Raw genomic sequence first — 23,677 nt, 5'->3', positions numbered from 1 at the left:
GGGCGAAGGCGGTGATAGCGTGGGGATGCCGGCGGGAACGAGGCGTCCTTCCGTGGCACCTCGCATATCGCCAGCAATGGTTTTATTCGCCGTTCGCCCCGATAGACGAGCGATGGCCGAACCGAACCAGCAGGCGCTCGCGGAGGCGCGACAGTACGGCGGGACCCTCACGTCCTCGGAGCTACTGCGCATCATCGAACACCACCACCGGTCCGACGGGCGCGGTCTCGATCGCGAGACGCTCGCCGCCTACGACCGTGCAGTCGCCGAGGACGACAGCCTTCCGTTCAAAGAGGGACAGCTTCGCTCGTCCATCGAAGACACCCTCTCGACGGGCGAGGGGTGGCACGACGCCGAGGCCTACTACAGGGTCGGGGACGATCGAGTCAGTCTCTTTCCCCAGCGCTGGCACGACCGCCTCGGCGACAGCGACGATGTCCGCGAGTACGTCGCCGTTATCGAGGACGACACCGCCTCGACGGATACCGAACCCGACGCGCCGAAAGGCGGCATCGGGACGGGCGTTCCCGAACCGCTGTTGCTGGACGCGATCAGCGTTATCGACGGTGCCGATCGCGATACGGCGAAAGACCGTCTCGAACGCCATCGCCGTGATGGTGGGCTCGTACAGGACGCCGACCAACATCCCGAGGCCCGGGTCTACCTCACCGAGGAGACCAGCGAGATGCGCGACGACTGGCTCGATTACTGATTCGCCCGTCGATACCCCCTGCGGTCGTCATCCCCCTTTCGAGGCCGCCGAATCGGATCGAATACGGAACCACTGGGGCCGTTATCGTCGTACAGATGTCCTAACATATCCGTAGGGTGGGCTTAATTTCGAATCGGGGAACGCGGTGACGTCTGTTGGTTTGGGCCGGTAGGAACTCGTTATCATCAGTTAGTGAACACATATATATATCGGGGGCTGTAGTTGTGAGATATAGAATCCGAATGAACATCAGTGATTTCACGTTCGATCACTACGGGCGGCTACTGGACGCCGCACTCGACGCCGGGTACACGTTCTACACGCTCGAGGAGTACGTCAGGCACACCGACCACGAGGACCCGCATATCGTGATCCGCCACGACGTCGACCGGAAAGTCAGCACCGCCCGGTCGATGGCCCGTGTCGAGGCCGCCCGCGAGATCCCCACGAGCTACTACTTCCGGACCTCGACGTTCAGTCCCGAAACCGTCAGCGAGGTCGCCGAGTTGGGCCACGAAGTCGGCTATCACTACGAGGACTACGTCAAGACCCGCGGGGATTTCGAGGCGGCCCACGAGCGCTTCACGCAGAACCTCGCACGATTTCGCGAGCACGTCGACGTGCGGACGATCTGTCCCCACGGGAGTCCGCTCTCGCCCTATCACAACCTAGACATGTGGCGGGGGGAGCGCACGATCGAGGAGTACGACCTGCTGGCAGAAGCGTATCTCTCGGTCGAGACCGCCAGCGACGACGCCACCAAACCCTCGTACGTCTCGGATACGGGGCGCGACTGGGGGACGACCGTGGGCGACTTCGGACGGATCTCGACGACCGACGACCTGATCGCGGGCCTCGAATCCGAGGGTTGTGAACGCCTGTACCTGCTCGTCCACCCCGGCCGGTGGTCGCGAAACCCCGCCGAACACGTCCAGCGGGTGGCGTGGGACGTCGCCGCCGAAGCGGGCAAATCGACCGCACAAGCCGTCCACTCGATCGGGCGCACCTCGAGCGACCGGATCGCCCGCGTCATGCGCGAGAGAGTATAAGGCTTAACCGAAGGGCTCGCGAACTTCCGGCATGGACGACGACGCGGTGACGGCGTTCGTCCCCGGACACGTCACCGGTTTCTTCAGTAGCCACCCCGACGACGACCCCTCGAAGGCGGGATCGCGGGGAGCAGGGGTGACGCTCACCGACGGCGTGACCGTTCGCGCCACGCCCGCCGCCCGGGCCCGGACGACCCTCGACGGGACCGAAATCGTCGTTGAACCGGTCGATCGCGTACTCGACGCCCTCTCCATTTCCGTTCATGTCGAGGCGACGACCGACCTCCCGCTGGGCGCGGGATTCGGAACCTCGGGCGCGCTCGCGCTCGGGACCGCGTTCGCGGCCAATCAACTCTTCGACCGACGACTCTCTGCGAACGAACTCGTCACTATCGCCCACGCCGCGGAGGTCCGCTCGGGGACCGGCCTTGGTGACGTCGTCGCGCAGGCCCGCGGTGGCGTCCCGATCCGGCTCGATCCCGGTGGCCCCGCACACAATCGCCTCGACGCGATCCCCGCGAGCACTCGGATCGAGTATCTGACCTTCGGCGACCTCTCGACGGAGTCGGTGCTCTCGGGCGACACCGACCGACTGACCGACGCGGGTCTCGAGTCGCTCTCGATCCTCGCGGAGGAGCCGACCCTTTCGACGTTCATGTACGCCTCCCGCCGGTTCGCCCGCGAGGCGGACCTGCTGACCGACCGGGTTCGCGGGGCCATCGAGGACGTCTCGGCTGCCGGCGGCGAGGCCTCGATGGCGATGCTCGGCGAGACCGTCTTCGCGCTCGGAACGGGGCTCTCCGAGGCGGGCTACGACCCGTCGGTCTGTCGGACCCACGCCGCGGGAGCGACCGTTCTCGAGGGGGCGGCCCCGCCGCCGAGTGCCTCGGGGCCGCCGCGGGCGAACAACGCAGGCGATTTGTGACTGCTTCGTCGAGAACGCGTATGACCGACATTCCGGCCGACCACCCCCGCCACGACTCGCTGGTGACCCGCCACCGGATCGAGGCGGGCGTCGAGCAGGGGATCACGAGCAAACAGGGGCTGATCGCGCAGGGACGGGGCGAGGCCTTCGACTACTTGCTCGGCGAACGCACCACCGAGAGCGCCGACGCCGCCGCCCGCGTGGCGGCCGCCCACCTCCTTCGGGCGCGCCATCCCGTGCTCTCGGTCAACGGTAACGTCGCCGCACTGTGTCCCGGCGAGATCGTCGACCTCGCGGAGGCCGTCGGTGCGGACCTCGAAGTCAACCTGTTCGGACGCACCGCCGAGCGCGTGCGGGCGATCGCAGACCACCTTCGCGAACACGGTGCGAGCGAGGTCAAGGGCCTACGGGCCGACGCGCGGATCCCCGACCTCTCACACGAGCGCGCGAAGGTCGATTCGGACGGAATCTACGACGCCGACGTGGTGCTCGTCCCCCTCGAGGACGGCGACCGCGCGGCGGCGCTGGGGACGATGGGCAAAACCGAGATCGTGATCGATCTCAACCCTCTCTCGCGTTCGGCGCAGGTTGCGGCGGTCCCAATCATCGACAACGTCGTCCGGGCGGTACCCAACATCGCCCGCCACGCCCGCGAGCTTCGCGGGTCGGACGCGGATCTGGAGGACCTGACCGCGGGGTTCGACCCCGAAGCGGTGCTTGCGGCCGCCGAGCGGGCGATCCGGGATGCTACCGGCGGCTCAGAGCGATCGCCCGACGGAGTGCAGGACTGATCCGGGCGGCGATCTCGCCGTCCTCGGCCGTGAAGGCGTTCGTCAGATGGAGCGCGCCGACGTACAGCGAGAGGACGACGACCGGCAGTGCGATCGCGACGAAAAGCGGCGACTCGACGAGGGTGACGACGGCGCTCGCGCCGACGGCGGCGGGGACCGCAGCGAGAAAGACCTTACCGAGGTCCCGAGTGAGCGGGTGCACGTCGTGAAAGCGATAGCCCTCGGCGACGGCCAACAGACCGTTTATCGTGAGCGCGCTCGCGGTCCCGATTGCCGCGCCGGTGATGCCGATACGGGGCACCAGTAGGACGCTCACGCCGACGTTGACGGCCACCAGGACGGCGGTGTTACAGAGGACCAGTCGCGAGTACCCGAGCCCCTGTAGCAGGCCGCCGTCGGGACCCCCGCAGGTGGCGCTGATGGTGATCCCGACCGCGAGGATCACGACCGCGGCGGTCGCGACCGTGTACTGGGGGGTGAAGACGACCGAGAGGTAGGCGCTCGCGCCGAAGACCACGACCAGCGCCACCGGGAGGGTCAACCCCGCGATCCAGCGGGTCGCGGTCCGATAGCGCGTCCTGACCGCCGCGCGGTCGGCCTTGGTCTCTGCGATCAGCGGCTTGAAGATCGGCCCGAGCGAACTCGAGAAGATCATCAGGTTCGCCGCCAGCGCGTAGCCCACGCGGTAGATGCCGACCTCCTCCGAACCGTAGAAGTAGCCGATGACGAAGTAGTCGACCTGACCCAAGAAGACGTAGATGATGCCGGCAAAGGCCAGCGGCACGGAGTACCACAGCAGGGGTCGGGAGGCGACACGTGCCGTCTCGGCGCTGACGATACGGGGGGCGTTCTCCCGGAGGAAGTACGCGCCGGCGAGGATCGCGGCGACCAGTCCGATCAGGTAGCCCCCGACCACCCCGAGCAGGCCGTATCCCGCGAGCAACAGCGCGGCGGTGGCGAGGAGGCGAACCGTCGGCCGGACGACGTCGCGCGTGTAGACGCGGAACTTCAGGCGCTTGATCGCGCTGAAACTCGCGAGCAGGGCGTTGTAGATCGCGAGAAACGGGATCGTGACGCTCAATACGAGCAGCGCCACCCCGAGTGCGGGTTCCCCGAAGGCGTCGGCGATGGGTCGCGCGCCAAGCACGATCAGTCCGGCGACGACCGCGGAGGTCGCGAGCGCGAGCGCGAACACGACGACGATGACCCCACGAGCCTTCCCGTGGTCGCCGTCGCTCAGGTACTGGGGGACGAAGTAGTCGATCGCCTTCGGAAGCCCGAGGTTCCCGAACGCCTGGAGGAACAGGATGATCGAGGTCGCGAGGATGAACAGGCCGTACACCGACGGGCTCACCAGCCGGGTGATGACGGCGATCATGAAAAATCCGAACACCTTCCCGATGACGTTGCCGAGGAAGGTGATCGAGCCCTCACGGGCCATCGTCGCCGTCGAGTCGTCCCCGCTCATCTATAGTTCGGTGCCGACCTCGAGTTCGTAGTCCTCGACTGCGGCGGCCCGGTCGCCGACGCCCGGATACGTGACCTCGAACTCCCAGCGCTCGCCCTCGTCGATGTCGACCTGCTCGATCGTCGTATCCAGCAACTCCCCTTCTATGTCGTAGAAGCTCGCCCGGACCTCGACGTAGCTGACCGTCACGTCCGCCCGCGGGACGACCGCGCCCCTGACTGAGACGGTCTCCTCGTCGGTGCCGACGTCCCGTCGGACCAGTCCGCTCTCGACGATCTCGACGCGTTCGCCTTCCTCCGGCCGGTCGGGTTCCCCGGCGGGAGCGGCCGGTTCGCCCGATTCGTTCGGCTCCTCGGGCGTACCGGAACCGTCCTTGCCACCGACACAGCCGGCGAGACACGCGAGAACCGTCGAGACGAGTAGCTCCCGGCGGCGCATTGGCCCGGTTACGGGTCCGGGACGCATATACACACCGACTAATGCGATCGCCTCCGAACGCCCGCTATGGCCGGCGATCCCTTTCCGACGGTGGCCTCCGAACTCCTCGACGAGTGGACCCTCGACGGGCGAACCACCGAGACGGTGTTCTCGATGTCCGGGCTCGACGTCGAGGGCCACACCGCGCTCTACGAGCGGGCCGACCTTCGCGGGCCGGTTCGAGACGCGACCGACGGGGGTCTCGACCAACCGTGGCGCTTTTTCTTCGCGACGCGACTGACGTTCGACCCGCCGCTGATGGGAATCGGACCGATGGCCGTCTTCCCGATGGTACTCTCGAACGCCCGGCGGGCGTTCGTCGCCGACCTCGAAGCCCGAGGGTTCGAGGCCGTCGAGCGCGGGCGGACTCAGCGGGTGCGAACCGATTCGGGGGACCGTGTTCGGCTCACGAAGTACACCGCCCGGTTCGCGGCGGGCGGGGTCGACGCCGGCATCGAGGCGTGGTTCGGCGTCTGGACCCATTCGGGCGAGTTCCGCGTCGCGGGCGGGGCCTACCCCGTCTCGGGGCTTCCCATTGATCTCGATCCGGTTGCTTACCGTGCGGAACTGCTCGCCATCCTTCGAAGCGTCGAGTAGTCACCGACGTCGTATCACCTCCCTGAGAGCTACCACAACGTCTTTCAACTACTCGGTAATATGACTTAGTTGTATGAGCCAGTACGAACGGTTCAGCGACGTCGGCGAGGCGGACGTAACGCGCGCGATCGGCCAGGAGTGGACCGAGGAGTTCATGGACTTCTCGGATTCGGACGTCATCATCGTCGGAGGCGGCCCCTCGGGGCTGATGGCCGCGAAGGAACTCGCCGAACGGGGCGTGAAGACGATGGTCGTCGAGAAGAACAACTACCTGGGTGGTGGGTTCTGGCTCGGGGGCTTCCTAATGAACAAGGTCACCGTCCGCCAGCCCGCACAAGACGTACTAGAAGACCTCGATGTCGAGTACAAGCCCGCAAGCGACACCGAGGGGCTCTACGTCGCAAACGGGCCCGAGGCCTGTTCGGGGCTGATCAAGGCGGCGTGTGACGCCGGTGCGAAGATGCAGAACATGACGGAGTTCACCGACATCGTGATCCGCGAGGATCACAGAGTCGGGGGAATCGTCATGAACTGGACGCCGGTCCACGCCCTCCCCAGAGAAATCACCTGCGTCGACCCGATCGCGGTCGAGGCGGACCTGGTGATCGACGCGACGGGACACGACGCGATGGCGATCAAGAAGCTCCACGAGCGGGGTGTGCTCGACGCCCCGGGCATCGGCGACGCCGCCGCGAGCGCGGGCGGGATGGACCAGACCGACGACGACACCTACGGCGCGCCCGGCCACGACTCGCCGGGCCACGACTCGATGTGGGTCGGACAAAGCGAGGACGCCGTCGTCGAGCATACCGGACTGGCACACGACGGGCTGATCGTCACCGGGATGGCTACGGCAACGACCTACGGCCTCCCGCGGATGGGCCCGACGTTCGGCGCGATGTTGCTCTCGGGCAAGCGCGCCGCCCAGGCCGCCCTCAACGAACTCGAAATCGACGCCGATCCGGTCGAACTGACCGACCGGCAGGCCGCCGCGGCAGCCTCGGGCGACGATTGAGCGGCGATAGTTCTCGCTTTCGACAGCGGCCGCACAGAGATCGATGATCCCCGCCAGGGCTTTGATGCCGAGTGACGTTCCGTCGGAATCGCGCCGTCGCAGTTCCACTGTTTTCCCGGTTCGCTGAGAGTCGATATAGCCGCTGGCCGGTCGATAGTTACAGAAATATTATAGTTGCTCCACCCATAGTGTGTCCCAATGGCGACATCTACCACCGGCTCGGAGTCCGACGTGGGGAGCCTGTGGTTCAACGCCGTTCTCTGCTTGATGGTTCTTTTGATCCCTGTGGCGGCCCTCGTCGAAGCCGGAACGGTAGCGTGGTGCTGGGTGCTCGTCGGCGCTCTCGTGAACGGGCTCGTGATGGGTTTCGGGCCGTCGGGCGGTGGTTCCGTGCGATGGGGGTTTCCGGACGGCTCGTCGTCATCATCGTCGCGGCAGCGCTGATCTGGAGCGGGATGGCTGTTTTCGAACCGGACCCCGTCGTCGTAAGCAGCTACCTCGTCGGTGCCATCCCTTCGATTCTCGTTGTCGAGGCCTTTCGGCGTCGCTGATCAGCGAATCGAAGGTTCGCACAGGACAGCCGGACGGATCGCGGGAGTTATTTCGCCCATCCGTTTTGGACTACACAATGGGGAACTTCTCCTCGGACGTCCAAGTCCGCTTTCGGGACATCGACGCGATGGGCCACGTGAACAACGCCGTGTATGCGACCTACGTCGAACAGGCCCGTACCGAGTACTTCAAACAGGTGCTCGAAACGGGACTGGACGCCGTCCCGAGCGTGCTCGCTTCGCTGGAACTCTCCTACGAGCGCCCGATCCTGCTGGAGCAGTCCGTCACGGTCGAGATCGACGTCCCCGAGATGGGCCGATCGAGCCTCCCGATGACTTACGAGGTCCTCGCCGACGGCGAGCGGGTGGCGACTGCCGAGTCGATCCAGGTGTTCCTCGACCCCGAAACCGAGAAACCGAGTCCGATCCCCGACCGCTTCCGCGAGCGCATCGCCGAGTTCGAAGGCTTAGCGGACGCGGCCGGCAGTCAGACGGACTAATCCCAACGCGCCATCGTCGTGGACGGTCCGTTCACAGCGACGTTCGACGGTCCTGTGGCCCGCCGCGACCCGCCGGTCGAGCACCTCAGTGGGGTCGTCGAACCGGCGCTTTCCCGGCGTCGAGGCGTAGACGAACGCCCGGAAGAGGAGGTTGACCAGCGGGCCGTACGCCCGGCGGCTCCGCGTGGCGTTGAGCAGTGCAACCGTCCCCCCGCTCCCGACGAACTCACACCACCCCTCGACCACACGTTCGGGATCGGAGAACATCCCGATGACGAAGGTGGCGACGACGGCGTCGGCTCGCTGTACGGGGGGCGCAGTTGCGTCTCCACGGACGAGGTGGACGTTCTCCCAGCCCTCGCGTGTGACGTGTTCGCGGGCGCGTTCGAGGACGCCCGCCGAGACATCCACGCCGATCACCGTTCCTTCCGGGCCGACTTCCTCCCTGAGAGAGGCGAGGTTCGCACCCGTTCCACAGCCCATTTCGACCACTACGTCCCCGAGTTCGAGGTCGAGCGCCACAGCCGTTTTCCGCCGGAGACCGGCGATCCCCGGGATCAGCCGGGAGAGCGGATCGTAGAGGTCGGCCCACCGGGTGTAGAAGTCGGCGGCGCTCATCGGAGTAGGGGTTTGATCGCTTCCGCCACCGCGGGGGCGTCCTCGCCGAGGACGTAGATCACGGGCTCGATACCGAACCCGCCGGTCTGAGCGAGGACGGTTGCATCGGGTTCCGAATCGAGCGCGGCGGCGATCGCCTCGTCGAGGTCTTTCTCGCCCTCGAACTCGACGACGGTGTGGCCGTTCTCCGAGAGCAGTGCCGACAGCGAGGGGTCGTAGCGCACGTTCAGCGCCGCACTCGCCTCGCTACCGTGTTCGCGGGCGGTCAGCAGCACGTTCGCGACGTGTTCGCTGACCCCGAACTCGGGGTCGCCGGGGATCGTCGCCCGCCCCTTCACGTCGAAGATCCGCCCCGGAACGCCCGCGACGTCGTCGATCGTCACGGCATCAGGGGAGCATTCGACGAGGTTCGACCCGACGTTGGGGATCAACCCCGCAAAACCGCTTGCGTTTTCGAGGGTTCTGAGCCCGCGGCGCACCGACGAGAGCACGCGCTCGGTGGTCCGAAGCTCGCTTTCGGGGTCGTGGATCCGGAACTCCCCCTCGTGATCGGCGAGTTCGGGCATCGACTCCTCGTGGAGCGTCGCAAGGAGGTCCCCGCGGGTTTCGAGCCGACGGATCAGTACTTCGGCCTCGATGAGCGCCTGTACCCGGCTCATATCGCCCGTCGAGAGCCCCTCGCCGACGCGAGAGACGAGGTCCGTAACCCGTTCGTCCCCGAGAACTACCTCGTTGCGGGCGACCTCACCGTGGGCGTATTTCGAGACGGCACTCTGACTGATCCCCAACATCGCCGCGACCTCGCTCTGGGTCAACCCCCGCTCGCGTAAGTCCTCGGCGAGCATCGACCGGACGGTCGGGAGGAACTCCTCGACGACGACCTCCTCGATGAACTTCATCGTCGTTCGCCCCCGGACCCGGTCGATCCGCTCGGCGAATCATGTCCGTCCTCGGTGCGCTCGGCATCCCGTTGATCGCCGCCGAACTCGTGATCGCCCTGTATTCTCGACGCTTGGGGGCCCTGCTGGTCCTGGTATTTCGAGCCCCGGCCCGAGCCGTAGGGCCGCTCGGCGGCGTTTTTCATCTCGGTGAACACCAGTTGGGAGATGCGCATCCCCGGCGTGAGCGCGACGGGCGCGGTGCCCAGGTTCGAGAGTTCGAGCGTGATCTGTCCGCGATACCCCGGATCGCAGAGCCCCGCAGTCGCGTGGACCACGATCGCAAGCCGGCCCAGCGAGGACCGTCCTTCGACGTTCGCCAAGAGGTCCGGGGGGATCTCGACGCGCTCTTTCGTGGTGCCGAGCACGAAGTCGCCGGGATGAAGCACGAACTCCTCGCCCTCGTCGATGATGGTTTCGGAGACGTACTCGGAGACTTCGCGCTCGCTGCCTGGATGGATACAGGGAATGTTCGCGCGCTGAAATTCCAAAAATTCGCGACCGAGCCGTAGGTCAACGCTCGCGGGCTGGATCTGGAGATCGGGGTCATCGAGTGGCTCGATCACCAGATCGCCCGCTTCGAGACGGCGGAGGATATCGGCGTCCGAGAGGATCATACCCGAACGATCGCACGAGAGGGTGTAAACCTTCTCGATAGCGAGTAGCCACCGCTATAACCCTCGCCGGGCCAGTTGGGGTATGAAACAGGCGATCGTCGCGCGCACGGACATCGGTATGGGACAGGGAAAGCTGGCCGCACAGGTCGCACACGCCGCACTATCGGCCTACGAGGACACCGACTCGGGCGCATGGAAGGAGTGGAAAGGCAGCGGCCAGAAGAAGGTGGTGCTGAAGGCGTCGGGCGAACAGGAGATCTTCGAGCTCGCGGACCGCGCGGAGCGAGAGGGGGTCCCCCACGCGGTGATCCGCGACGCGGGCCACACCCAACTCGAATCCGGGACGGTGACGGCCCTGGCGGTCGGGCCCGCCGCCGACGACCGGGTCGATCGCGTGACGGGACACCTCTCGCTGTTCTGATCGCGGGTCGCCGCGACCCGGCCGCTTTACCGGCTCGACACCGAACCGCCGGTATGGCCGATTCCGACTCCCCCGACGAGCGGCTCACGATCTACGCCGATTACGTCTGTCCATTCTGTTATCTCGGCCGCCAGTCCCTTGCCCGGTATCAGGAAACTCGAGAGGAACCCGTCGAGATCGACTGGCAGCCCTTCGACCTCCGAAGCGGGAAACGCGGCCCCGACGGGGAGATCGACCACGGCGTCCCTGATGGGAAGGACGAGGAGTACTTCGAGCAAGCCAGGGAAAACGTCCGCCGGCTCCAGGAGCGCTACGGCGTCGAGATGGCCCAGGAGATCGCGACCGAGGTCGATTCCCTGCCCGCACAGGCCGCCTCGCTGACCGTCAAGGAGATCCGTCCCGAGCGGTGGGCCGACCTCGACGGGGCGATCTACGCCGCACTCTGGAAAGAAGGCCGTGACATCGGCGATCGCGAGGTGCTTTCGGACGTCATCGAGAGCGTGGGGCTCGATCCCGAGGAAGTCCTCGCCGCCAGCGAGGACGAAGACCTTCGTGCGCGCCTCGCCGAGCGCTTTACCGCGGCCCGCGAGCAGGGCGTGACCGGCGTGCCGACGTTCGCCTACGGGGGGTATGCTGCCCGCGGTGCGGTCCCGCCCGAACAGTTAGAACGGCTCGTCGAGGGCGCCTGACTCACAGCCCCGCGACGAACCCGAAACCGTAGTAGGAGGCGGCGGTCAGGACTACGGTCCAGAGGGCGATGCTCGCGGTCAGCCACGCGCCGACGGCCCGCTTTTTCGATCCGGTCGCGAGCGCGATGAGCGCCGCGAGGTGCACTCCCGTGACCAGCGGCGAGGAGAGCGCGAGTCCGGCCAGCCCGTAGCGGTCCCAGATGGCCCGCGCCCGCCCTCTGGCCCGCTCGCGCGGCTCCGTCTCCGTCTTACGGCGCCTCATCCACCAGGCCCGCGCCCGGTCGTGGAAGGCGATGACTGCGTAGACCGACAGGGCGTTCCCGAGGAAAGCGAAGACGGCGACGCCGACGACGTTCATCCCGAGGCCGATCCCGAGCGGGATCACGAGGAAGATCTCGAACCACGGGATCGCGGCGAACAGGAAGACCAGCGCGTACCCTAGTGGTCCGCCCGACTCGACGAACAGGTCGGTCGCCGAGCGCGCGGCAGCCGGTTCAACGGCTAGTAGGGTAGTTAGTACGGCCATGGCTGCGACCCACGAGGGGGACCGACGGCTCAGGGTCGAGATAACTCGCATCGTCGTCGACTGAGGGCCCGCCGGCTTTAGCCCCTATCGATCACCCGTGTTTCCTTCGATGAACCCGAGGATCTCCTCGGCGCCCTGGAACCCCTTCGCTACTCGTCCTACCCGCTCACCGTTCTCGAATAGGATCAGCGTCGGGACGCTCCTGATGTCGTAGGTCTCGACCAGCGAGAGGTCCGTCTCCGGGTTGAGCATGACGACGCGGGCGTCGGTGGCTCGCGCGACAGTTCCGAGTACAGGCTCGATCGACCGACAGAGCGTACAGCCCTTGGTGTAGAACTCCGCGAGGACGACGTCGTATTCGGCGACCAGCGCGCCGAGCTCCTCGCCGGTCTCCGCGCGGATCGGTTTCTGCGAAGCGGTCATGGGCTCCCTATGAGTTCGATCCGGTTAGGCGAATCGCCGTACGAGAGTCCGATTCCGAGGGGTATTTCCACGCGGAGGGCCATCCACTGCTATGGAACGGGCGCTCGGCGCACCCGCGAAGATGAAAGAGCGCCACGGGGAGCTGACGCCGATGATGCGCCAGTACTGTGACCTCTGTGAGCGCTACGACGAGTCGCTGGTGCTCTTTCAGGTAGGGGACTTCTACGAGACGTTCTGTGAGGCCGCCGAGGTTTCGGCCCGGCTGTTGGAGATCACGCTGACCAAACGCGAGGACAGTACTGGAACGTACCCGATGGCGGGGATCCCCATCGACAGCGCCGAATCCTACATCGAGACGCTGCTGGATGCGGGCTTTCGGGTCGCGGTCGCGGACCAGGTCCAGGACCCAGAGGAGGCGAGCGGCGTGGTCGACCGCGCGGTGACGAGAATCGTTACACCCGGCACGCTCACCGAAGCCGAACTGCTTAGAAGCGAAGACAACAACTACGTCGCGGCGCTCGCCGAGGACGAGAGTGGGGACGAACGGGAGTACGGGCTGGCGTTCCTCGACGTTTCGACGGGCGATTTCGTCGCTACGGGCGCCATATCGGAGGAGACGATCAGGGACGAGATCAGCCGCTTCGCCCCCGCGGAGGCGATCGTCGGCCCCGGGCTGGAGGGGTTCGACGGGTTCGATAGCGATTGTATGGTCACGCCGTACGACCCCTCTAGGTTCGCCCTCGAAGGGGCCCGCGAGCTGCTCGATTCGTACTTCGGCACTCCTGAAAAGCGACTGGCGAGCGACGCCGAGATCCGCGCCTGTGGCGCGTTGCTCTCGTATGCCGAATACGCCCGCGGGGGGCAGGACGGCCGTCTGGACTACCTCAACCACCTCACCCGCTACGAACCCCGCGAGTACATGCTACTCGACCGGGTCGCATTCAGGAGCCTCGAACTGTTCGAGCCGCGTGCGGTCGGCGGCGATAGCGAACACACGATCTTGGGGGTTCTCGACGAGACCGCCTGCGCGCTCGGCCGACGGAAGCTCACCGACTGGCTGCGCCGGCCCCTGCTCGATCGCGCTCGGATCGAGGCCCGGCTGGACGCCGTCTCCGAGTGGACGACGCTCGTGGGACCACGGGAAACGGTCCACGACCTGCTGAGCGACGTGTATGACATCGAGCGCCTGATCGCACGGGTTTCGCGCGGGCGGGCGAACGCCCGCGACCTGCGCGCGCTGAAGGACACCCTCGACAGGGTTCCGGAGATTCGTGCGGCGATGGCGGGCGTCGAAAGCGACACCCTCCACGAGCTCCGGGAGGGGCTCGACGAACTCGAAGGGGTGCGGGAGCTGATCGACCGGGCAATCGCGGAGAGCCCGCCGATCGAGATCACCGAGGGCGACGTTATCGCGCCGGGTTACGACGCCGATCTCGACGGCCTTCGCGAGACCGAACGCGAGGGCAAGGAATGGATCGACTCGCTCGAAGCCCGGGAACGCGAGCGCACCGGGGTCGACTCGTTGAAGGTCGGGTTCAACCAAGTGCATGGCTACTACATCGAGGTCACGAACCCCAATCTGGAGAGGGTACCTGAGAACTACACCCGCAGACAGACGCTCAAGAACTCGGAGCGCTTCTATACGCCCGAGCTCAAACAGCGAGAGGACGAGATCATCACCGCCGAGGAACGGGCCGACGACCTCGAGTACGAGCTGTTCGTCGAGGTACGCCAAGAAGTCGCCGGCGAGTCCGAACGGGTACAAGCGGTCGCCGAGACGCTTGCGACCCTCGACGTGCTGGTCTCGCTTGCGGCGGTCGCCGCGAAGTACGGCTACGCCCGCCCCGAGATCGACGAGGAGCCGGGGATCGCCATCGAGGGCGGACGCCACCCGGTCGTCGAGCGGACCCAGGAGTCGTTCGTTCCCAACGGGGCCGAGCTCACGCCCGACGAACGCCTCGCGGTGCTGACGGGCCCGAACATGAGCGGGAAATCGACGTACATGCGCCAGATCGCGCTGATCACGATCCTCGCACAGATCGGGAGTTTCGTGCCCGCGAGCCGGGCCCGTATCGGGATCGTCGACCGGGTCTTCACCCGCGTCGGCGCGAGCGACGACATCGCCGGCGGGCGCTCTACCTTCATGGTCGAGATGAGCGAGCTCGCGACCATTCTCAGGGGAGCCAGCGAGCGCTCGCTGGTCCTGCTTGACGAGGTCGGACGGGGAACCAGCACCGCCGACGGGCTGGCGATCGCCCGCGCCATCACCGAGTACGTCCACAGCGAGGTGGGCGCATTGACGCTCTTTGCGACCCACCACCACGAGCTCACCGAGCTCGCCGACGCGCTTGCGGGCGGCTTCAACCTCCACTTCGCGGCGACCCAGACCGACGACGGCGTCACATTCCGCCACGACGTCTCGCGGGGGGCCGCGACCGCTTCCTACGGGATCGAGGTCGCCCGTGCCGCGGGCGTTCCTGACCGTGTCGTCGAGCGGTCGCGTGCGCTCGTTGCGGAGGGTTCCCCGGAGAACGCGACCGACGGCGGCGAAACGATCGTTGGTTCCCGTACCCTGCCGAACCCCGATTCCGACGACAACCCTTCTTCTGGCGGTCCCGCCCCTTCGTCGGCCGACGGGGAGCTCACGGAGGCGCTGCGCGCGCTCGACGTCGCGAACATGACGCCCATCGAGGCGCTGACGACGCTCGACCGGCTGAAACACGAGGCCAACGAGGATTAGGGCGCGAGCGCAACGAACTCTAACCCGTTGGTCGCGAGCAGCCGGCGGACCCGATCCGTGATCGAGGGTGCAACGAGAACGCCTCTGATCTCGACGCCGGCATGGAGGTCGCGCTCGAGTGCCTCGACGTAGCGGTTCAGCTGGCCGACGGCGTCCGGGCCGACCCGCCGGCGCTTCAGTTCGAGGATCACGACCCGTCCCTTCCCGTCCTCGCCGAAGATATCGACCGCCCCCGCCGGGGTGGTTCGCTCGGTCGCGAGCGGCCGGAAGCCGGGTTCGATCAGCTCCGGCTCCTCTAGGATGCGTTGTTTCATCTCCGCCTCGGTGCCCGTCACCGAGAGGCTCGTACTCGTTTCGCCCGTTTCGAAGACCGCGAGCTGATCGATATTAGTGAACCGCACCACGAGTTCCTCGTCGGGATTCGAGCGCTGACTATGCAGGACGAGACGCCCGTCTTCGATCCGGACGGACTGGTCGCTGCCCGGCGGCTGCCAGTTGATCGGCTTCTGTCCCTCGTCGGTGTGGACGAGGACCGTCCCGTCGGGTTTGCACATCACGTGGCGCTTTCCCGGGCCCAGTTCGCTCGCCGCTCGCCCGTCGTACGCGACGGTACACTCGCCAAAGAGCGTCGCCAGCGCGCCCCGTTCGATCGCTCCTGCCAGCCGGTCACAGGCCTCCTCGCTGGTCGGCTCCGAGAGCGCACTCCCCTCCTCGGTCGCTGTCACTGTGCTCCCTACCGGCTCGGCGGATAAAAACCACGCCCCACTACGGGACAATCACCTCCGTCGCGTCGGCGAACCGCTGGATTCGCCCCTCGAAATACACTGTCGCGGCTCGTTCGTCGAGCAGGCCTGCTTCGATCGCGTCGCCGAGCGCACCCTTCATCGCGTGGGCCCAGCCCCGGAGGTAGTCCTCGCTCAGCCCCGCTTCGGGTCTGAGCGCGATACAGGCCCCGCCCGTGGGAGATAGGGAATCGGCCGTCGGTATCGAGAAGGGCAGTACGACGTAGGTCGTCTCCGTCTCCTCGCGAACGACGACTGCGTCATGGACCCCGAACTCCGCGAACTCGAAGACCGCGCGCCGCGAGAGAGCCGTCGCCACCGGCTCGTCGCCGTCCGCGGCGGGTTCGCGCCGCTCTGTGAGTACGTACGAACCGTTATCGAGCGCTCTTGCGAGGAGGGTTCTGCGGGCCACGCGCCCTCTGGATCCGCCATCGCGTATAAACCTACGCGAAGCGAGTGCGTCGGGTCCCGTGGCGTTGATGCTACCGGATCGCGTACGCCCGCCATGAAGGGATTCGTCATCGCGGGGACCGCCTCGGGCGTCGGCAAGACCGTCGCGACGCTCACGGCGATCCGAGCCCTTTCGGCGGCGGGCTACACCGTCCAACCGGCAAAAGGTGGCCCCGACTTCATCGACCCGAGCCACCACACCGCAGTCGCCGGACGCGCCTCGCGCACGCTCGACCCGTGGCTCTGTGGCGAGGCGGGAATGCGCCGGAACTACTACCGCGGCGAGGGCGATATCTGTATTGTCGAGGGGATGATGGGGCTGTACGACGGCGAGACGAGCACTGCACGCGTCGCCGAGCTGCTCGACTTGCCCGTCGTCCTCGTCTGCGATGCGAGCGCGGGCATGGAGAGCGTCGCAGCGAGCGCACTCGGCTTTCGAGAATACGCCGCCCATGCCGGGGTCGATATCGACGTGGTCGGGATCATCGCCGGGCGGGCCCACGGCGGGCGCCACGAGCGGGGGATCCGCGAGGCGCTGCCCGACTCGCTGTCGTATTTCGGCCGGATCCCGCCCCTCGACGGGCTCGAAATCCCCGAGCGCCACCTCGGGCTCCACATGGGTGGGGAGTCCCCGATCGACCTCTCGATCCTCGACGAGGCCGCCGCTCACCTCGACGCGGATGCGCTCGCGGCCCTCGCACGCGCACCGCCGCGACCCGATCCCGCCGAACCCCGTCCAGCTACCGGAACACGGGTCGCGGTCGCCCGCGACGGCGCCTTCTGCTTTCGGTATCCCGCGACCATCGAGCGCCTGCAGGAACGCGCCGAGGTCGTCCCCTTCTCGCCCATCCGGGGCGACGCGCTCCCCGAGTGTGACGGCGTCTACCTTCCCGGGGGCTACCCCGAACTGCACGCTGCCGCGCTCGCCGACAGCCCCGCCCTCGAAACCCTCGCCGAGCGGGCGAGCGAGGGGCTTGCCGTCCTCGGGGTGTGTGGCGGGCTGATGGCGCTCGCCGAGTCCCTGACGACCGTCGAGGGCGAGCGCTACGACATGGCCGGCGTCCTCCCCGCCGACATCGAGATGTGCGAGCGGTATCAGGCGCTCGACCACGTCGAACTCCGGGCGCGCGAGGACACCCTTTCTGCGCGAAAAGACGAGTCCCTTCGGGGCCACGAGTTTCACTACTCCAGCGCCGCGGTGGGCTCGGATGCTCGCTTCGCCTTCGACGTCGAGCGCGGCGCGGGCATCGACGGCGAGCACGACGGACTGAGCGAATATCGTACGCTGGGGACCTACACGCACGTCCACGCCGAGAGCGGCGCGTTCGACCGTTTCTGCGAGGCGCTCTGAGAGGGTTTATCCGCCCGCCGGGTCGAGAGCCGGTATGAACGAGCACCTCCCTGCCCACCCGATCGAGCGCGAGGTCGGCATGGAGTTCTACGCCAGCGGGTCGGACGGCATCGGCGGGCGGATCCGCGATCGCGACGGGGACTTCCGGGTCCGGGAGATCGAGGACTTTCCGACCGAGCCCGTCAACGCCGACCCCGCTGCCTACCCGCATCTCGTGCTCCGGGTCACCCTCCGAGGTTGGGATACCAACGACTTCGCCCGTCGCCTGTCGGATGCGATGGGGGCCAGCCGAGAGCGCGTCTCGTGGGCCGGGACGAAGGACAAACGCGCCGTGACCACGCAACTATTCAGCGTGATGAAGGGCGAGCCCGAGGCACTCCCCGAGGTCCGCGGCGCCGACATCGAGGTCGTCGGCCGCGCCGGTCGGGACCTGCAGTTCGGCGACTTAGCGGGCAACGAGTTTCGCATCCGGGTTCGGGACGCCGACCCCGAGAACTGCGACGCGATCACGGCGGCGCTTCGGGAGTTCGGCGGGGGACGAGTGGGAGTTCCGAACTACTTCGGCCAGCAGCGTTTCGGTAGTCGCCGGCCCGTTACCCACCGGGTCGGGCTCGCGATCGCCCGTGAGGACTGGCGCGGGGCGGTCATGGAGTACCTCGGCAATCCCCGCGAGTCCGAGCCGGAAGACACGCAGGCGGCCAGAGGATACGTCGACCGCGAGGCGCGACGCGCCTCGAAGGAGGGCGAGGAAGGAAGCGACCCGCTCGACGAGACGGAAGACTGGGACGGCGCGCTCGAACGGTTTCCCCGCAAACTCGGCTTCGAACGCGCTATGCTCCACCGGCTGGTCGAAGGCGGTGCGGAAAGCGAGGCGGACTTCCGCGCTGCGCTCGAAACCGCGCCGACGAACCTCCAGCGGCTCTTCGTCAACGCCGCTCAATCCTCCCTGTTCAACCGGATCCTGAGCGAGCGCCTCGAACGCGATCTACCGTTCGACCGTGCGGTCGCAGGTGACGTCGTCTGTTTTGCGGATACCGACGCCCCCGAGGGGCTTGCCCGGCCGGATACCAGCCGAACCCAGCGCGTGACCGAAAACCGTGTCGAGACGGTCAATCGCCACGTCGAGCGGGGTCGGGCGTTCGTCACCGCGCCGCTCGTGGGCACCGAGACCGAACTCGGCGAGGGCGAACCCGGCGCGATCGAACGCGAGGTACTCGCCGAAGCCGGAGTCACTACTACTGACTTCGACCTACCCGGCGAGTTCCACTCGACCGGCACCCGGCGAGCGATCCTGCTGACGACCGACCTCTCGGTCAAGCGCGACCCGCTCACGTTCGACTTTGCGCTCCCGAGCGGCTCGTATGCTACCGTTCTGCTCCGCGAATACCTGAAGTGCGACCCGCGAGATCTGGGCTGAGCGTTTATCGTCGTGGCGATCCTACTGACGGCCATGACCCACGTTTCCATTGGCGGCGTCCGGCTCACCGGCCGCGAGATCCTCGGAGCGATCGCCGCGGCGGTCCTGATCAACTTGATCGGCGCGCTCGGCGTCCCCTTTACGACCCCCGACAGCGCGTGGTTCCAGGCGCTCGAGAAGCCGTGGTTCTACCCGCCGGGCGCGGCCTTCGGGATCGTCTGGACGGTCCTCTTTACCCTGATGGGGCTCGCCGCCTTTCTGATCTACCGGCGGGGATTCGAGAACCGCGCGGTGAAACTCGCCCTCGGCGTTTTCGCCCTGCAGATGGTCGTCAACGTCGCGTGGTCGCCGGCCTTCTTCGCCGCACAGGAGCTCCTGCTCGCCTTGGGAATTATCGTCGCCCTCTGGGTTCTGATCGTCGCGACCATCGTCGCCTTCTCGCGGGTGGATCGGCGTGCGGCCGCGTTGCTCGTGCCGTATCTCGCGTGGGTCTCCTTCGCCGCCGTTCTGAACTACTCGATCTGGGCGCTCAACTAGTCCTCATCGAAACTGCCGCGGTCGGCCATCAGCCGGGTTCCCCGTTCGAGCCAGTTGCGCCGGTAGTAGACCGCCCCGACGACCAGGTTTCGCCAGACGTAATCGGCCACGATGGCGACGTAGGCGGCGACGCCGTACTCCAGCCTGAGGCCGAAGACGTAGGAGATTCCAACAGGAACAGTACCGTCCCGGTGAGCTTCGCGAGAAACGGGGCGACCGTCTCGCTGCCCCCGCGAAGCGAGCCCGCGATCGTCAGCGCCCACGCGACGCCCGGTTCCTGTTGGCCTCGGCGCCGCTGCCCGTGTCCTGACTCGACAGCGCGATCGCGCCGTCGCCGAGCCCGAGTCACAGCGGCAGGCGCACATAGACATCGGCAAGACCGACCGGGGCGACCGCCGCCGGCGAAAAGAAGCCCGCGACGATGATGTCGACCGTCCGCATCAGCGTCCGCAGGACCTGTTCTGCCATCACCGGCCACGACAGGTCGAACACGCGCCCTCGAAGCCCGGCTGTCTCGTCCACTCCTCCGAAATACTCGCAGGACCCGTTTACCTTTACTACTCGAACAGCTTCCCTTCGCCCTCGACCCCGTCGATCCGCGCGCGCTCCTCGCTCGTGAGCTCGATCTCCGCGGCTGCGAGGTTCGCCTTCAGGTGCTCTTCGCTGCTCGCTTTCGGGATCGAAACGACTCCCGCTGTCCCCGCGAGCCATGCCAGGCTCACCTGCGCCTCGCTGACCCCGCGCTCGGCGGCGATCTCCCCGAGGATGGGGTCGTCGAAGACGTTGCCCTGGGCGAGCGGTGCGTAGGCCACAAGCGTGTGGCCGTCCTCGCGGGCGTATTCGAGCAGGTCGTCCTCGCGGTAGAATGGATGGCGCTCGACCTGGTGGGCGGCGATCGGTGCGTCGAGGATCTCACGAGCCTCCCCGAGCTGGGTGGTGGTGAAGTTGCTCATCCCTATCCGTTCGATCAGCCCGTCCTCGCGAAGCGAATCGAACGCCGGCAGCGTCGTTTCGGGGTCGTAGGCCTCGATGGGCCGGTGGACGTAGAGCAGGTCGACGGCGTCGAGTCCCAGTCGGTCGAGGCTCGCTTCCGTGCTCTCGCGGACGTCCGCGGGCGCGAGGCTGTCGGCCCAGACTTTCGTCGCCACCGTTAGTTCCTCGCGGGGCACGTCGGCGCGGGAGATCCCCTCGCCAACGACTGCCTCGTTCTCGTAGATCTGGGCCGTGTCGAGGTGTCTGTACCCCATTTCGATCGCGCTGGCGATCGTCTCGGGTTCGTCGATACCCATCGTTCCGAGGCCGATCGGGGGGAGTTCGAGGTCCATGCTCGGCTCTCGGGGGCCCCGGACGAATCGCTGTCGGAAACGGTCGGGTTTTATCCCGCCGCGGGGTAGGGAAAGCGATGCGGTGTCGCGCGTGTCATTCGGAACTCGACAAACCGGGCGATTACTGTCTGGTCTGTCGCTCGGCGAACACCGATGGCGTGGTCTGTGCGATCGCGCGCGATCGCGTGACGCTGACGATGCTCGACGGCGAGGAGGTCCTCGGCGAGACGATCATAACTACTGTGCCCGAATCGGGCGACCCCGCCGAGGTCGTCGAGCGCCGGAACTTCGCGGGTCGGGTCGCAGACGAGATCCGGAGGAAGCGCCCCGAGGAGGTCTATGCCGCCGGCGACCGGGAGGTCCTCCGGGAGATCCGCGCCCAGTTGCACTACGACTTCTATCGCGTCTCGGATGACGACCCCGTCGAGGCCGTCCGCAGCCGGATCGGCGAGCCCGCGCTCGCGGTTGTCGAAACCCCGCCGAAGGAGAAGATCGGCGGCAGTCACTCGACGCTGATCGGGGGGCGCGCAGGAATGAAGGCCATCCACCACGTCGCGGGCCACCCCCACGTCAAGAAGGTGATCCCGGGACCGATCGACGCCGGCGGCAGCGGCTCGCGCTCGGGGCTGCGCGCGAAGGCGACCCGCGCAGGTGCGAACGGGAACGTCCGGCTGCTTCTGCGCGACGGCTCCAGCGTACAGGAAAACCGGGTCGTGACGACGGCCCCCGATCGCGAGACCGGCGAGCGGGTTCGGGAGGATTTGAACGAACTGTTGGACGAGGAAGGCTACGGCGTGAGTTAGTCGAAATCCGGCCGGTTCAGTCAGTTTCTGACGGCGCCCGCCCGAATGCGATCCAGGAGTCGGTGTAGTAGGTCGCCGCCGACTGCACACAGGGCTCCCATTAGCACTACTAATAGAACCCCACCGATCAGGACGATCGGGCCGGCGACGAAGAGGAACGCCAGTCCGAACGAGTCCGAGATCGGCTGGCTGATGAGCTCGATCAACCACCAGACGACGACCGGGATCGTTCCGATAAGCGCGGTCTGTGCCCCGGCATGAGTGGACCCCATTGACCGGTCCGCATAGAGATAGCCCGCGAGCACACACGCGAGGAAGAGCGCCTCGCCCTCGATTGAGCTCGGATCCCCCTGCCAGTTGAGAGCGACGGTCGCCGGGATCGACGCGAACCCGAGCAGCGTCGCCGTTCGCAGATCGTCGTCGAACGAGTTGTTGACGTTCCACGAGGACCTAGCTGACATCACCTACGAAATATACGTTATCTGACTTAATCGTTCGGGCTCGGCCGCGTTACAGACGGCCCCAGGCGATCCGTGCCCGGTGGTTTCGAACCCGGGGAGGGGCGCGGTTCAACAGGCTTATGTGCGCCCTGCGGGTAGCTACTGGCACTATGGCTAAGAGAAAATCGGGCAGTGTCGGCAGCGCGGGACGTTTTGGCGCACGCTACGGCCGCGTCGCCCGCCGCCGGGTCGCGGACATCGAACACGACATGGAACACGCCACCGTCGACGGTGACGACGTCACCCGCGTCGGCACGGGAATCTGGAAGAACGAGGCGACCGGCGAGGTCTTCGCCGGCGGCGCCTACCGCCCTCAGACGCCCGCCGGGCGCACCGTCTCGCGGTCGATCCGCGCGGCGCTCGACGAGTCGGACGACGAATGAGCTACAAGTGTTCGCGGTGCAAGCGCGACGTCGAACTCGACGAGTACGGCGGCGTCCGCTGTCCGTACTGCGGCCACCGCGTGCTCCTCAAAGAGCGCAGCCGCGACGTCAAAGAAGTCGGCGTCAAGTGACTGCCCACGACGCGTTTCTCACCACAGAGTACAACGACCAGCACCGTGCACGCCTTATCGAGCGCTCGCTCCGTCCCGAACTCGCCGACCTCGCGGACGAGCGCTCGTGGACGGACGTCTCGCGGTCGGGCGCGACGCTCTCGATCCGGATCGAGGCGACGGATCTCGTTGCGCTGCGGGCGGCGGCGAACACTTGGCTGACGCTGCTCGATGTCGCGGAGCGGAGCGCCCAGGCGGGCGACCTCGTCGAGACATAAAACGGGGGTTTTTCAGTCCGGGCCACCTCGGAGCAGGTATGCAGGGTAACCTACCGCCGGAAGCACAGGAGAAACTCGAACAGCTGCAGGACCTTCAGGATACGGCCCAGCAGGTCGCCACCCAGAAGAACCAGACCGAATCGAGCCTCAACGACTCGCAGAACGCCCTCGAAACCTTAGAGGACGTCGACGAGGACACCACGATGTACCGCGAGGCCGGCGAGTTGCTGATCGAGACCGACCGCGAGACTGCAGAGGACGAGCTCTCGGAGAAGGTCGACAGCCTCGAAGTCCGCCTCGAAACGCTGAAAAAGCAAGAAGAGCGTGTCCAGACGCAGTTCGAGGAGCTCCAGCAGGAACTCCAGCAGATGCTTGGCGGCGCAGGCGGTCCGGCGGGCCCGGCAGGCGGTCCGAGCCCCGGTCCCGGCGGCGCGTAGATGGAACCGACCGACGAGGAAGTCGTCCGGACGGCCGCAGAAGCCGCCGAGGGGTTCGTTTTCTCGCGGTATCGCCGCTCGGAAGTCGATGATCTGGACGTGACGGTGCACTTCGAGGACGGTCTGTTGGAAGTCGACGTCTATCTCAACGTCGAGGACGGCGCGGCCGACGACGTCGCAGAAGACGCCGTGCTGGCCGCCGAGTCGGCCGTCGACGAACTGTTCGCCGAACGAGAAGAGTAGAACG

32 protein-coding genes and 1 pseudogene are annotated in these 23,677 nt (G+C 66.8%); 20 read left to right on the top strand and 13 right to left on the bottom strand.

Annotated elements, in window-relative coordinates; genetic code table 11:
* Nucleotides 1–112 precede the first annotated feature (112 nt).
* The 4 genes from HACJB3_RS12585 to HACJB3_RS12570 all read left to right on the top strand — a co-directional run bounded on the left by HACJB3_RS12585 (nucleotide 113) and on the right by HACJB3_RS12570 (nucleotide 3,477).
* Nucleotides 113–712, top strand: a complete 600-nt coding sequence (locus HACJB3_RS12585) for a hypothetical protein (RefSeq protein ID WP_008415915.1) — start codon at nucleotides 113–115, stop codon at nucleotides 710–712.
* A gap of 242 nt (nucleotides 713–954) precedes the next feature.
* Nucleotides 955–1,761 carry a hypothetical protein gene (locus HACJB3_RS12580; RefSeq protein WP_008415914.1) on the top strand — a complete coding sequence of 269 codons (807 nt, stop codon included), beginning with the start codon at nucleotides 955–957 and terminating at the stop codon, nucleotides 1,759–1,761.
* Between the two features lie 31 nt (nucleotides 1,762–1,792).
* Complete coding sequence (locus HACJB3_RS12575) at nucleotides 1,793–2,686, top strand: pantoate kinase (RefSeq protein WP_008415912.1); 894 nt, start codon at nucleotides 1,793–1,795, stop codon at nucleotides 2,684–2,686.
* 20 nt (nucleotides 2,687–2,706) lie between these two features.
* Nucleotides 2,707–3,477, top strand: coding sequence for a 4-phosphopantoate--beta-alanine ligase (locus HACJB3_RS12570; RefSeq protein WP_008415911.1), 771 nt, complete (start codon nucleotides 2,707–2,709; stop codon nucleotides 3,475–3,477).
* Here the strand turns inward: HACJB3_RS12570 and HACJB3_RS12565 are convergent.
* Together HACJB3_RS12565 and HACJB3_RS12560 are read right to left on the bottom strand one after the other, a co-directional pair.
* The gene (locus tag HACJB3_RS12565; protein ID WP_008415909.1) at nucleotides 3,434–4,945 is read right to left on the bottom strand and encodes a flippase; all 1,512 of its coding nucleotides are present in this window, start codon (nucleotides 4,943–4,945) and stop codon (nucleotides 3,434–3,436) included. The genes HACJB3_RS12570 and HACJB3_RS12565 overlap by 44 nt on opposite strands.
* Entirely contained in the window at nucleotides 4,946–5,383 is a 438-nt protein-coding gene (locus tag HACJB3_RS12560) for an FxLYD domain-containing protein (RefSeq protein ID WP_008415906.1), read from the bottom strand.
* Nucleotides 5,384–5,449: 66 nt separating this feature from the next.
* Here HACJB3_RS12560 and HACJB3_RS12555 point away from each other — a divergent pair, with 66 nt between their 5' ends.
* The 4 genes from HACJB3_RS12555 to HACJB3_RS12545 all read left to right on the top strand — a co-directional run bounded on the left by HACJB3_RS12555 (nucleotide 5,450) and on the right by HACJB3_RS12545 (nucleotide 8,085).
* Nucleotides 5,450–6,019, top strand: a complete 570-nt coding sequence (locus HACJB3_RS12555; RefSeq protein WP_008415905.1) for a hypothetical protein — start codon at nucleotides 5,450–5,452, stop codon at nucleotides 6,017–6,019.
* Between the two features lie 73 nt (nucleotides 6,020–6,092).
* Entirely contained in the window at nucleotides 6,093–7,034 is a 942-nt protein-coding gene (locus HACJB3_RS12550; RefSeq protein WP_008415903.1) for a sulfide-dependent adenosine diphosphate thiazole synthase, read from the top strand.
* A 395-nt stretch (nucleotides 7,035–7,429) separates the two neighbouring features.
* A complete protein-coding gene (locus tag HACJB3_RS20255; RefSeq protein WP_008415902.1) occupies nucleotides 7,430–7,585 on the top strand; it encodes a hypothetical protein in 156 nt (51 codons plus the stop codon).
* Between the two features lie 77 nt (nucleotides 7,586–7,662).
* Entirely contained in the window at nucleotides 7,663–8,085 is a 423-nt protein-coding gene (locus HACJB3_RS12545) for an acyl-CoA thioesterase (RefSeq protein ID WP_008415901.1), read from the top strand.
* On the opposite strand, the gene HACJB3_RS12540 is transcribed toward HACJB3_RS12545, so the two are convergent.
* Genes HACJB3_RS12540 through dcd form a run of 3 tightly spaced genes read right to left on the bottom strand, consistent with a single transcriptional unit; the run spans nucleotide 8,053 to nucleotide 10,258 of the window.
* Nucleotides 8,053–8,703, bottom strand: a complete 651-nt coding sequence (locus HACJB3_RS12540) for a class I SAM-dependent methyltransferase (RefSeq protein WP_008415900.1) — start codon at nucleotides 8,701–8,703, stop codon at nucleotides 8,053–8,055. The genes HACJB3_RS12545 and HACJB3_RS12540 overlap by 33 nt on opposite strands.
* Complete coding sequence (locus HACJB3_RS12535) at nucleotides 8,700–9,602, bottom strand: thiamine-phosphate synthase family protein (protein ID WP_008415899.1); 903 nt, start codon at nucleotides 9,600–9,602, stop codon at nucleotides 8,700–8,702. Before HACJB3_RS12535 ends, HACJB3_RS12540 begins: the two co-directional genes overlap by 4 nt.
* Nucleotides 9,599–10,258, bottom strand: a complete 660-nt coding sequence (dcd, locus tag HACJB3_RS12530) for a dCTP deaminase (RefSeq protein ID WP_008415898.1) — start codon at nucleotides 10,256–10,258, stop codon at nucleotides 9,599–9,601. Before dcd ends, HACJB3_RS12535 begins: the two co-directional genes overlap by 4 nt.
* Nucleotides 10,259–10,340: 82 nt before the next feature.
* On the opposite strand from dcd, the gene pth2 reads away from it, so the two are divergent.
* Complete coding sequence (pth2, locus tag HACJB3_RS12525) at nucleotides 10,341–10,679, top strand: peptidyl-tRNA hydrolase Pth2 (RefSeq protein WP_008415897.1); 339 nt, start codon at nucleotides 10,341–10,343, stop codon at nucleotides 10,677–10,679.
* Between the two features lie 53 nt (nucleotides 10,680–10,732).
* On the top strand, nucleotides 10,733–11,368 hold the full coding sequence (locus HACJB3_RS12520; protein WP_008415896.1) for a DsbA family oxidoreductase: 636 nt from the start codon (nucleotides 10,733–10,735) through the stop codon (nucleotides 11,366–11,368).
* Nucleotide 11,369: 1 nt separating this feature from the next.
* Here the strand turns inward: HACJB3_RS12520 and HACJB3_RS12515 are convergent, their stop codons facing one another.
* Both HACJB3_RS12515 and HACJB3_RS12510 read right to left on the bottom strand, forming a co-directional pair.
* A complete protein-coding gene (locus HACJB3_RS12515; protein ID WP_008415895.1) occupies nucleotides 11,370–11,894 on the bottom strand; it encodes a small multi-drug export protein in 525 nt (174 codons plus the stop codon).
* An 84-nt stretch (nucleotides 11,895–11,978) separates the two neighbouring features.
* The gene (locus HACJB3_RS12510; protein WP_008415894.1) at nucleotides 11,979–12,317 is read right to left on the bottom strand and encodes a thioredoxin family protein; all 339 of its coding nucleotides are present in this window, start codon (nucleotides 12,315–12,317) and stop codon (nucleotides 11,979–11,981) included.
* 91 nt (nucleotides 12,318–12,408) lie between these two features.
* Between HACJB3_RS12510 and mutS the strand changes: the two genes are divergently transcribed.
* Nucleotides 12,409–15,057, top strand: coding sequence for a DNA mismatch repair protein MutS (gene mutS / locus HACJB3_RS12505; RefSeq protein WP_008415893.1), 2,649 nt, complete (start codon nucleotides 12,409–12,411; stop codon nucleotides 15,055–15,057).
* Here mutS and nucS read toward each other — a convergent pair.
* Together nucS and HACJB3_RS12495 are read right to left on the bottom strand one after the other, a co-directional pair.
* Nucleotides 15,054–15,782 (bottom strand): endonuclease NucS, encoded by a 729-nt coding sequence (gene nucS / locus HACJB3_RS12500; RefSeq protein ID WP_008415892.1) that lies wholly within the window; start codon nucleotides 15,780–15,782, stop codon nucleotides 15,054–15,056. The genes mutS and nucS overlap by 4 nt on opposite strands.
* 40 nt (nucleotides 15,783–15,822) lie before the next feature.
* Nucleotides 15,823–16,251 (bottom strand): DUF6735 family protein, encoded by a 429-nt coding sequence (locus tag HACJB3_RS12495; RefSeq protein WP_008415890.1) that lies wholly within the window; start codon nucleotides 16,249–16,251, stop codon nucleotides 15,823–15,825.
* A gap of 93 nt (nucleotides 16,252–16,344) precedes the next feature.
* Here HACJB3_RS12495 and HACJB3_RS12490 point away from each other — a divergent pair, with 93 nt between their 5' ends.
* Genes HACJB3_RS12490 through HACJB3_RS12480 form a run of 3 tightly spaced genes read left to right on the top strand, consistent with a single transcriptional unit; the run spans nucleotide 16,345 to nucleotide 19,594 of the window.
* Complete coding sequence (locus HACJB3_RS12490) at nucleotides 16,345–17,640, top strand: cobyrinic acid a,c-diamide synthase (protein WP_008415888.1); 1,296 nt, start codon at nucleotides 16,345–16,347, stop codon at nucleotides 17,638–17,640.
* A gap of 34 nt (nucleotides 17,641–17,674) precedes the next feature.
* Nucleotides 17,675–19,057, top strand: coding sequence for a tRNA pseudouridine(13) synthase TruD (gene truD / locus HACJB3_RS12485; RefSeq protein ID WP_008415887.1), 1,383 nt, complete (start codon nucleotides 17,675–17,677; stop codon nucleotides 19,055–19,057).
* Nucleotides 19,058–19,090: 33 nt separating this feature from the next.
* Nucleotides 19,091–19,594: a TspO/MBR family protein gene (locus tag HACJB3_RS12480; RefSeq protein ID WP_008415885.1), complete on the top strand. Its 504-nt coding sequence runs from the start codon at nucleotides 19,091–19,093 to the stop codon at nucleotides 19,592–19,594.
* On the opposite strand, the gene HACJB3_RS12475 is transcribed toward HACJB3_RS12480, so the two are convergent.
* From HACJB3_RS12475 to HACJB3_RS12470, 3 genes and pseudogenes are all read right to left on the bottom strand, one after another.
* The gene (locus HACJB3_RS12475) at nucleotides 19,591–19,857 is read right to left on the bottom strand and encodes a hypothetical protein (protein WP_008415883.1); all 267 of its coding nucleotides are present in this window, start codon (nucleotides 19,855–19,857) and stop codon (nucleotides 19,591–19,593) included. The two genes, HACJB3_RS12480 and HACJB3_RS12475, sit on opposite strands and share 4 nt — an antisense overlap.
* A 4-nt stretch (nucleotides 19,858–19,861) precedes the next feature.
* Nucleotides 19,862–20,062: pseudogene (locus HACJB3_RS21250) on the bottom strand (MATE family efflux transporter); the annotation flags it as partial.
* Between the two features lie 89 nt (nucleotides 20,063–20,151).
* On the bottom strand, nucleotides 20,152–20,919 hold the full coding sequence (locus HACJB3_RS12470) for an aldo/keto reductase (RefSeq protein ID WP_008415879.1): 768 nt from the start codon (nucleotides 20,917–20,919) through the stop codon (nucleotides 20,152–20,154).
* 77 nt (nucleotides 20,920–20,996) lie between these two features.
* Between HACJB3_RS12470 and HACJB3_RS12465 the strand changes: the two genes are divergently transcribed.
* Entirely contained in the window at nucleotides 20,997–21,722 is a 726-nt protein-coding gene (locus HACJB3_RS12465; protein WP_008415876.1) for a DUF2103 domain-containing protein, read from the top strand.
* A gap of 20 nt (nucleotides 21,723–21,742) precedes the next feature.
* Here HACJB3_RS12465 and HACJB3_RS12460 read toward each other — a convergent pair whose 3' ends face one another.
* Nucleotides 21,743–22,183, bottom strand: coding sequence for a DUF5518 domain-containing protein (locus HACJB3_RS12460; RefSeq protein ID WP_008415874.1), 441 nt, complete (start codon nucleotides 22,181–22,183; stop codon nucleotides 21,743–21,745).
* Nucleotides 22,184–22,332: 149 nt separating this feature from the next.
* Here HACJB3_RS12460 and HACJB3_RS12455 point away from each other — a divergent pair, with 149 nt between their 5' ends.
* From HACJB3_RS12455 to HACJB3_RS12435, 5 genes are read left to right on the top strand one after another with little or no spacing between them, the layout of a single operon-like run.
* A complete protein-coding gene (locus HACJB3_RS12455) occupies nucleotides 22,333–22,605 on the top strand; it encodes a hypothetical protein (protein ID WP_008415872.1) in 273 nt (90 codons plus the stop codon).
* A complete protein-coding gene (locus HACJB3_RS12450; protein WP_008415870.1) occupies nucleotides 22,602–22,736 on the top strand; it encodes a DNA-directed RNA polymerase subunit P in 135 nt (44 codons plus the stop codon). Before HACJB3_RS12455 ends, HACJB3_RS12450 begins: the two co-directional genes overlap by 4 nt.
* Complete coding sequence (locus HACJB3_RS12445; protein WP_008415869.1) at nucleotides 22,733–22,993, top strand: KEOPS complex subunit Pcc1; 261 nt, start codon at nucleotides 22,733–22,735, stop codon at nucleotides 22,991–22,993. Before HACJB3_RS12450 ends, HACJB3_RS12445 begins: the two co-directional genes overlap by 4 nt.
* 38 nt (nucleotides 22,994–23,031) lie before the next feature.
* Nucleotides 23,032–23,430 carry a prefoldin subunit beta gene (locus HACJB3_RS12440; protein ID WP_008415867.1) on the top strand — a complete coding sequence of 133 codons (399 nt, stop codon included), beginning with the start codon at nucleotides 23,032–23,034 and terminating at the stop codon, nucleotides 23,428–23,430.
* Nucleotides 23,431–23,673, top strand: coding sequence for a DUF3194 domain-containing protein (locus HACJB3_RS12435; RefSeq protein ID WP_008415866.1), 243 nt, complete (start codon nucleotides 23,431–23,433; stop codon nucleotides 23,671–23,673).
* Nucleotides 23,674–23,677 lie beyond the last annotated feature (4 nt).

It is taken from the genome of Halalkalicoccus jeotgali B3 (assembly GCF_000196895.1).
GTDB classification, from domain to species: domain Archaea; phylum Halobacteriota; class Halobacteria; order Halobacteriales; family Halalkalicoccaceae; genus Halalkalicoccus; species Halalkalicoccus jeotgali.
This window is presented reverse-complemented; position numbering and strand designations above follow the sequence as displayed.

Excerpts from the sequence above, each read along its gene's own strand:
- HACJB3_RS12585 (WP_008415915.1), top strand. The coding sequence starts at position 113 with ATGGCCGAACCGAACCAGCAGGCGCTCGCGGAGGCGCGACAGTACGGC.
- HACJB3_RS12580 (WP_008415914.1), top strand. The coding sequence starts at position 955 with ATGAACATCAGTGATTTCACGTTCGATCACTACGGGCGGCTACTGGAC.
- HACJB3_RS12575 (WP_008415912.1), top strand. The coding sequence starts at position 1,793 with ATGGACGACGACGCGGTGACGGCGTTCGTCCCCGGACACGTCACCGGT.
- HACJB3_RS12570 (WP_008415911.1), top strand. The coding sequence starts at position 2,707 with ATGACCGACATTCCGGCCGACCACCCCCGCCACGACTCGCTGGTGACC.
- HACJB3_RS12565 (WP_008415909.1), bottom strand. The coding sequence starts at position 4,945 with ATGAGCGGGGACGACTCGACGGCGACGATGGCCCGTGAGGGCTCGATC.
- HACJB3_RS12560 (WP_008415906.1), bottom strand. The coding sequence starts at position 5,383 with ATGCGCCGCCGGGAGCTACTCGTCTCGACGGTTCTCGCGTGTCTCGCC.
- HACJB3_RS12555 (WP_008415905.1), top strand. The coding sequence starts at position 5,450 with ATGGCCGGCGATCCCTTTCCGACGGTGGCCTCCGAACTCCTCGACGAG.
- HACJB3_RS12550 (WP_008415903.1), top strand. The coding sequence starts at position 6,093 with ATGAGCCAGTACGAACGGTTCAGCGACGTCGGCGAGGCGGACGTAACG.
- HACJB3_RS20255 (WP_008415902.1), top strand. The coding sequence starts at position 7,430 with ATGGGGGTTTCCGGACGGCTCGTCGTCATCATCGTCGCGGCAGCGCTG.
- HACJB3_RS12545 (WP_008415901.1), top strand. The coding sequence starts at position 7,663 with ATGGGGAACTTCTCCTCGGACGTCCAAGTCCGCTTTCGGGACATCGAC.
- HACJB3_RS12540 (WP_008415900.1), bottom strand. The coding sequence starts at position 8,703 with ATGAGCGCCGCCGACTTCTACACCCGGTGGGCCGACCTCTACGATCCG.
- HACJB3_RS12535 (WP_008415899.1), bottom strand. The coding sequence starts at position 9,602 with ATGAAGTTCATCGAGGAGGTCGTCGTCGAGGAGTTCCTCCCGACCGTC.
- dcd (WP_008415898.1), bottom strand. The coding sequence starts at position 10,258 with ATGATCCTCTCGGACGCCGATATCCTCCGCCGTCTCGAAGCGGGCGAT.
- pth2 (WP_008415897.1), top strand. The coding sequence starts at position 10,341 with ATGAAACAGGCGATCGTCGCGCGCACGGACATCGGTATGGGACAGGGA.
- HACJB3_RS12520 (WP_008415896.1), top strand. The coding sequence starts at position 10,733 with ATGGCCGATTCCGACTCCCCCGACGAGCGGCTCACGATCTACGCCGAT.
- HACJB3_RS12515 (WP_008415895.1), bottom strand. The coding sequence starts at position 11,894 with ATGGCCGTACTAACTACCCTACTAGCCGTTGAACCGGCTGCCGCGCGC.
- HACJB3_RS12510 (WP_008415894.1), bottom strand. The coding sequence starts at position 12,317 with ATGACCGCTTCGCAGAAACCGATCCGCGCGGAGACCGGCGAGGAGCTC.
- mutS (WP_008415893.1), top strand. The coding sequence starts at position 12,409 with ATGGAACGGGCGCTCGGCGCACCCGCGAAGATGAAAGAGCGCCACGGG.
- HACJB3_RS12490 (WP_008415888.1), top strand. The coding sequence starts at position 16,345 with ATGAAGGGATTCGTCATCGCGGGGACCGCCTCGGGCGTCGGCAAGACC.
- truD (WP_008415887.1), top strand. The coding sequence starts at position 17,675 with ATGAACGAGCACCTCCCTGCCCACCCGATCGAGCGCGAGGTCGGCATG.
- HACJB3_RS12480 (WP_008415885.1), top strand. The coding sequence starts at position 19,091 with ATGACCCACGTTTCCATTGGCGGCGTCCGGCTCACCGGCCGCGAGATC.
- HACJB3_RS12470 (WP_008415879.1), bottom strand. The coding sequence starts at position 20,919 with ATGGACCTCGAACTCCCCCCGATCGGCCTCGGAACGATGGGTATCGAC.
- HACJB3_RS12465 (WP_008415876.1), top strand. The coding sequence starts at position 20,997 with ATGCGGTGTCGCGCGTGTCATTCGGAACTCGACAAACCGGGCGATTAC.
- HACJB3_RS12460 (WP_008415874.1), bottom strand. The coding sequence starts at position 22,183 with ATGTCAGCTAGGTCCTCGTGGAACGTCAACAACTCGTTCGACGACGAT.
- HACJB3_RS12455 (WP_008415872.1), top strand. The coding sequence starts at position 22,333 with ATGGCTAAGAGAAAATCGGGCAGTGTCGGCAGCGCGGGACGTTTTGGC.
- HACJB3_RS12450 (WP_008415870.1), top strand. The coding sequence starts at position 22,602 with ATGAGCTACAAGTGTTCGCGGTGCAAGCGCGACGTCGAACTCGACGAG.
- HACJB3_RS12440 (WP_008415867.1), top strand. The coding sequence starts at position 23,032 with ATGCAGGGTAACCTACCGCCGGAAGCACAGGAGAAACTCGAACAGCTG.
- HACJB3_RS12435 (WP_008415866.1), top strand. The coding sequence starts at position 23,431 with ATGGAACCGACCGACGAGGAAGTCGTCCGGACGGCCGCAGAAGCCGCC.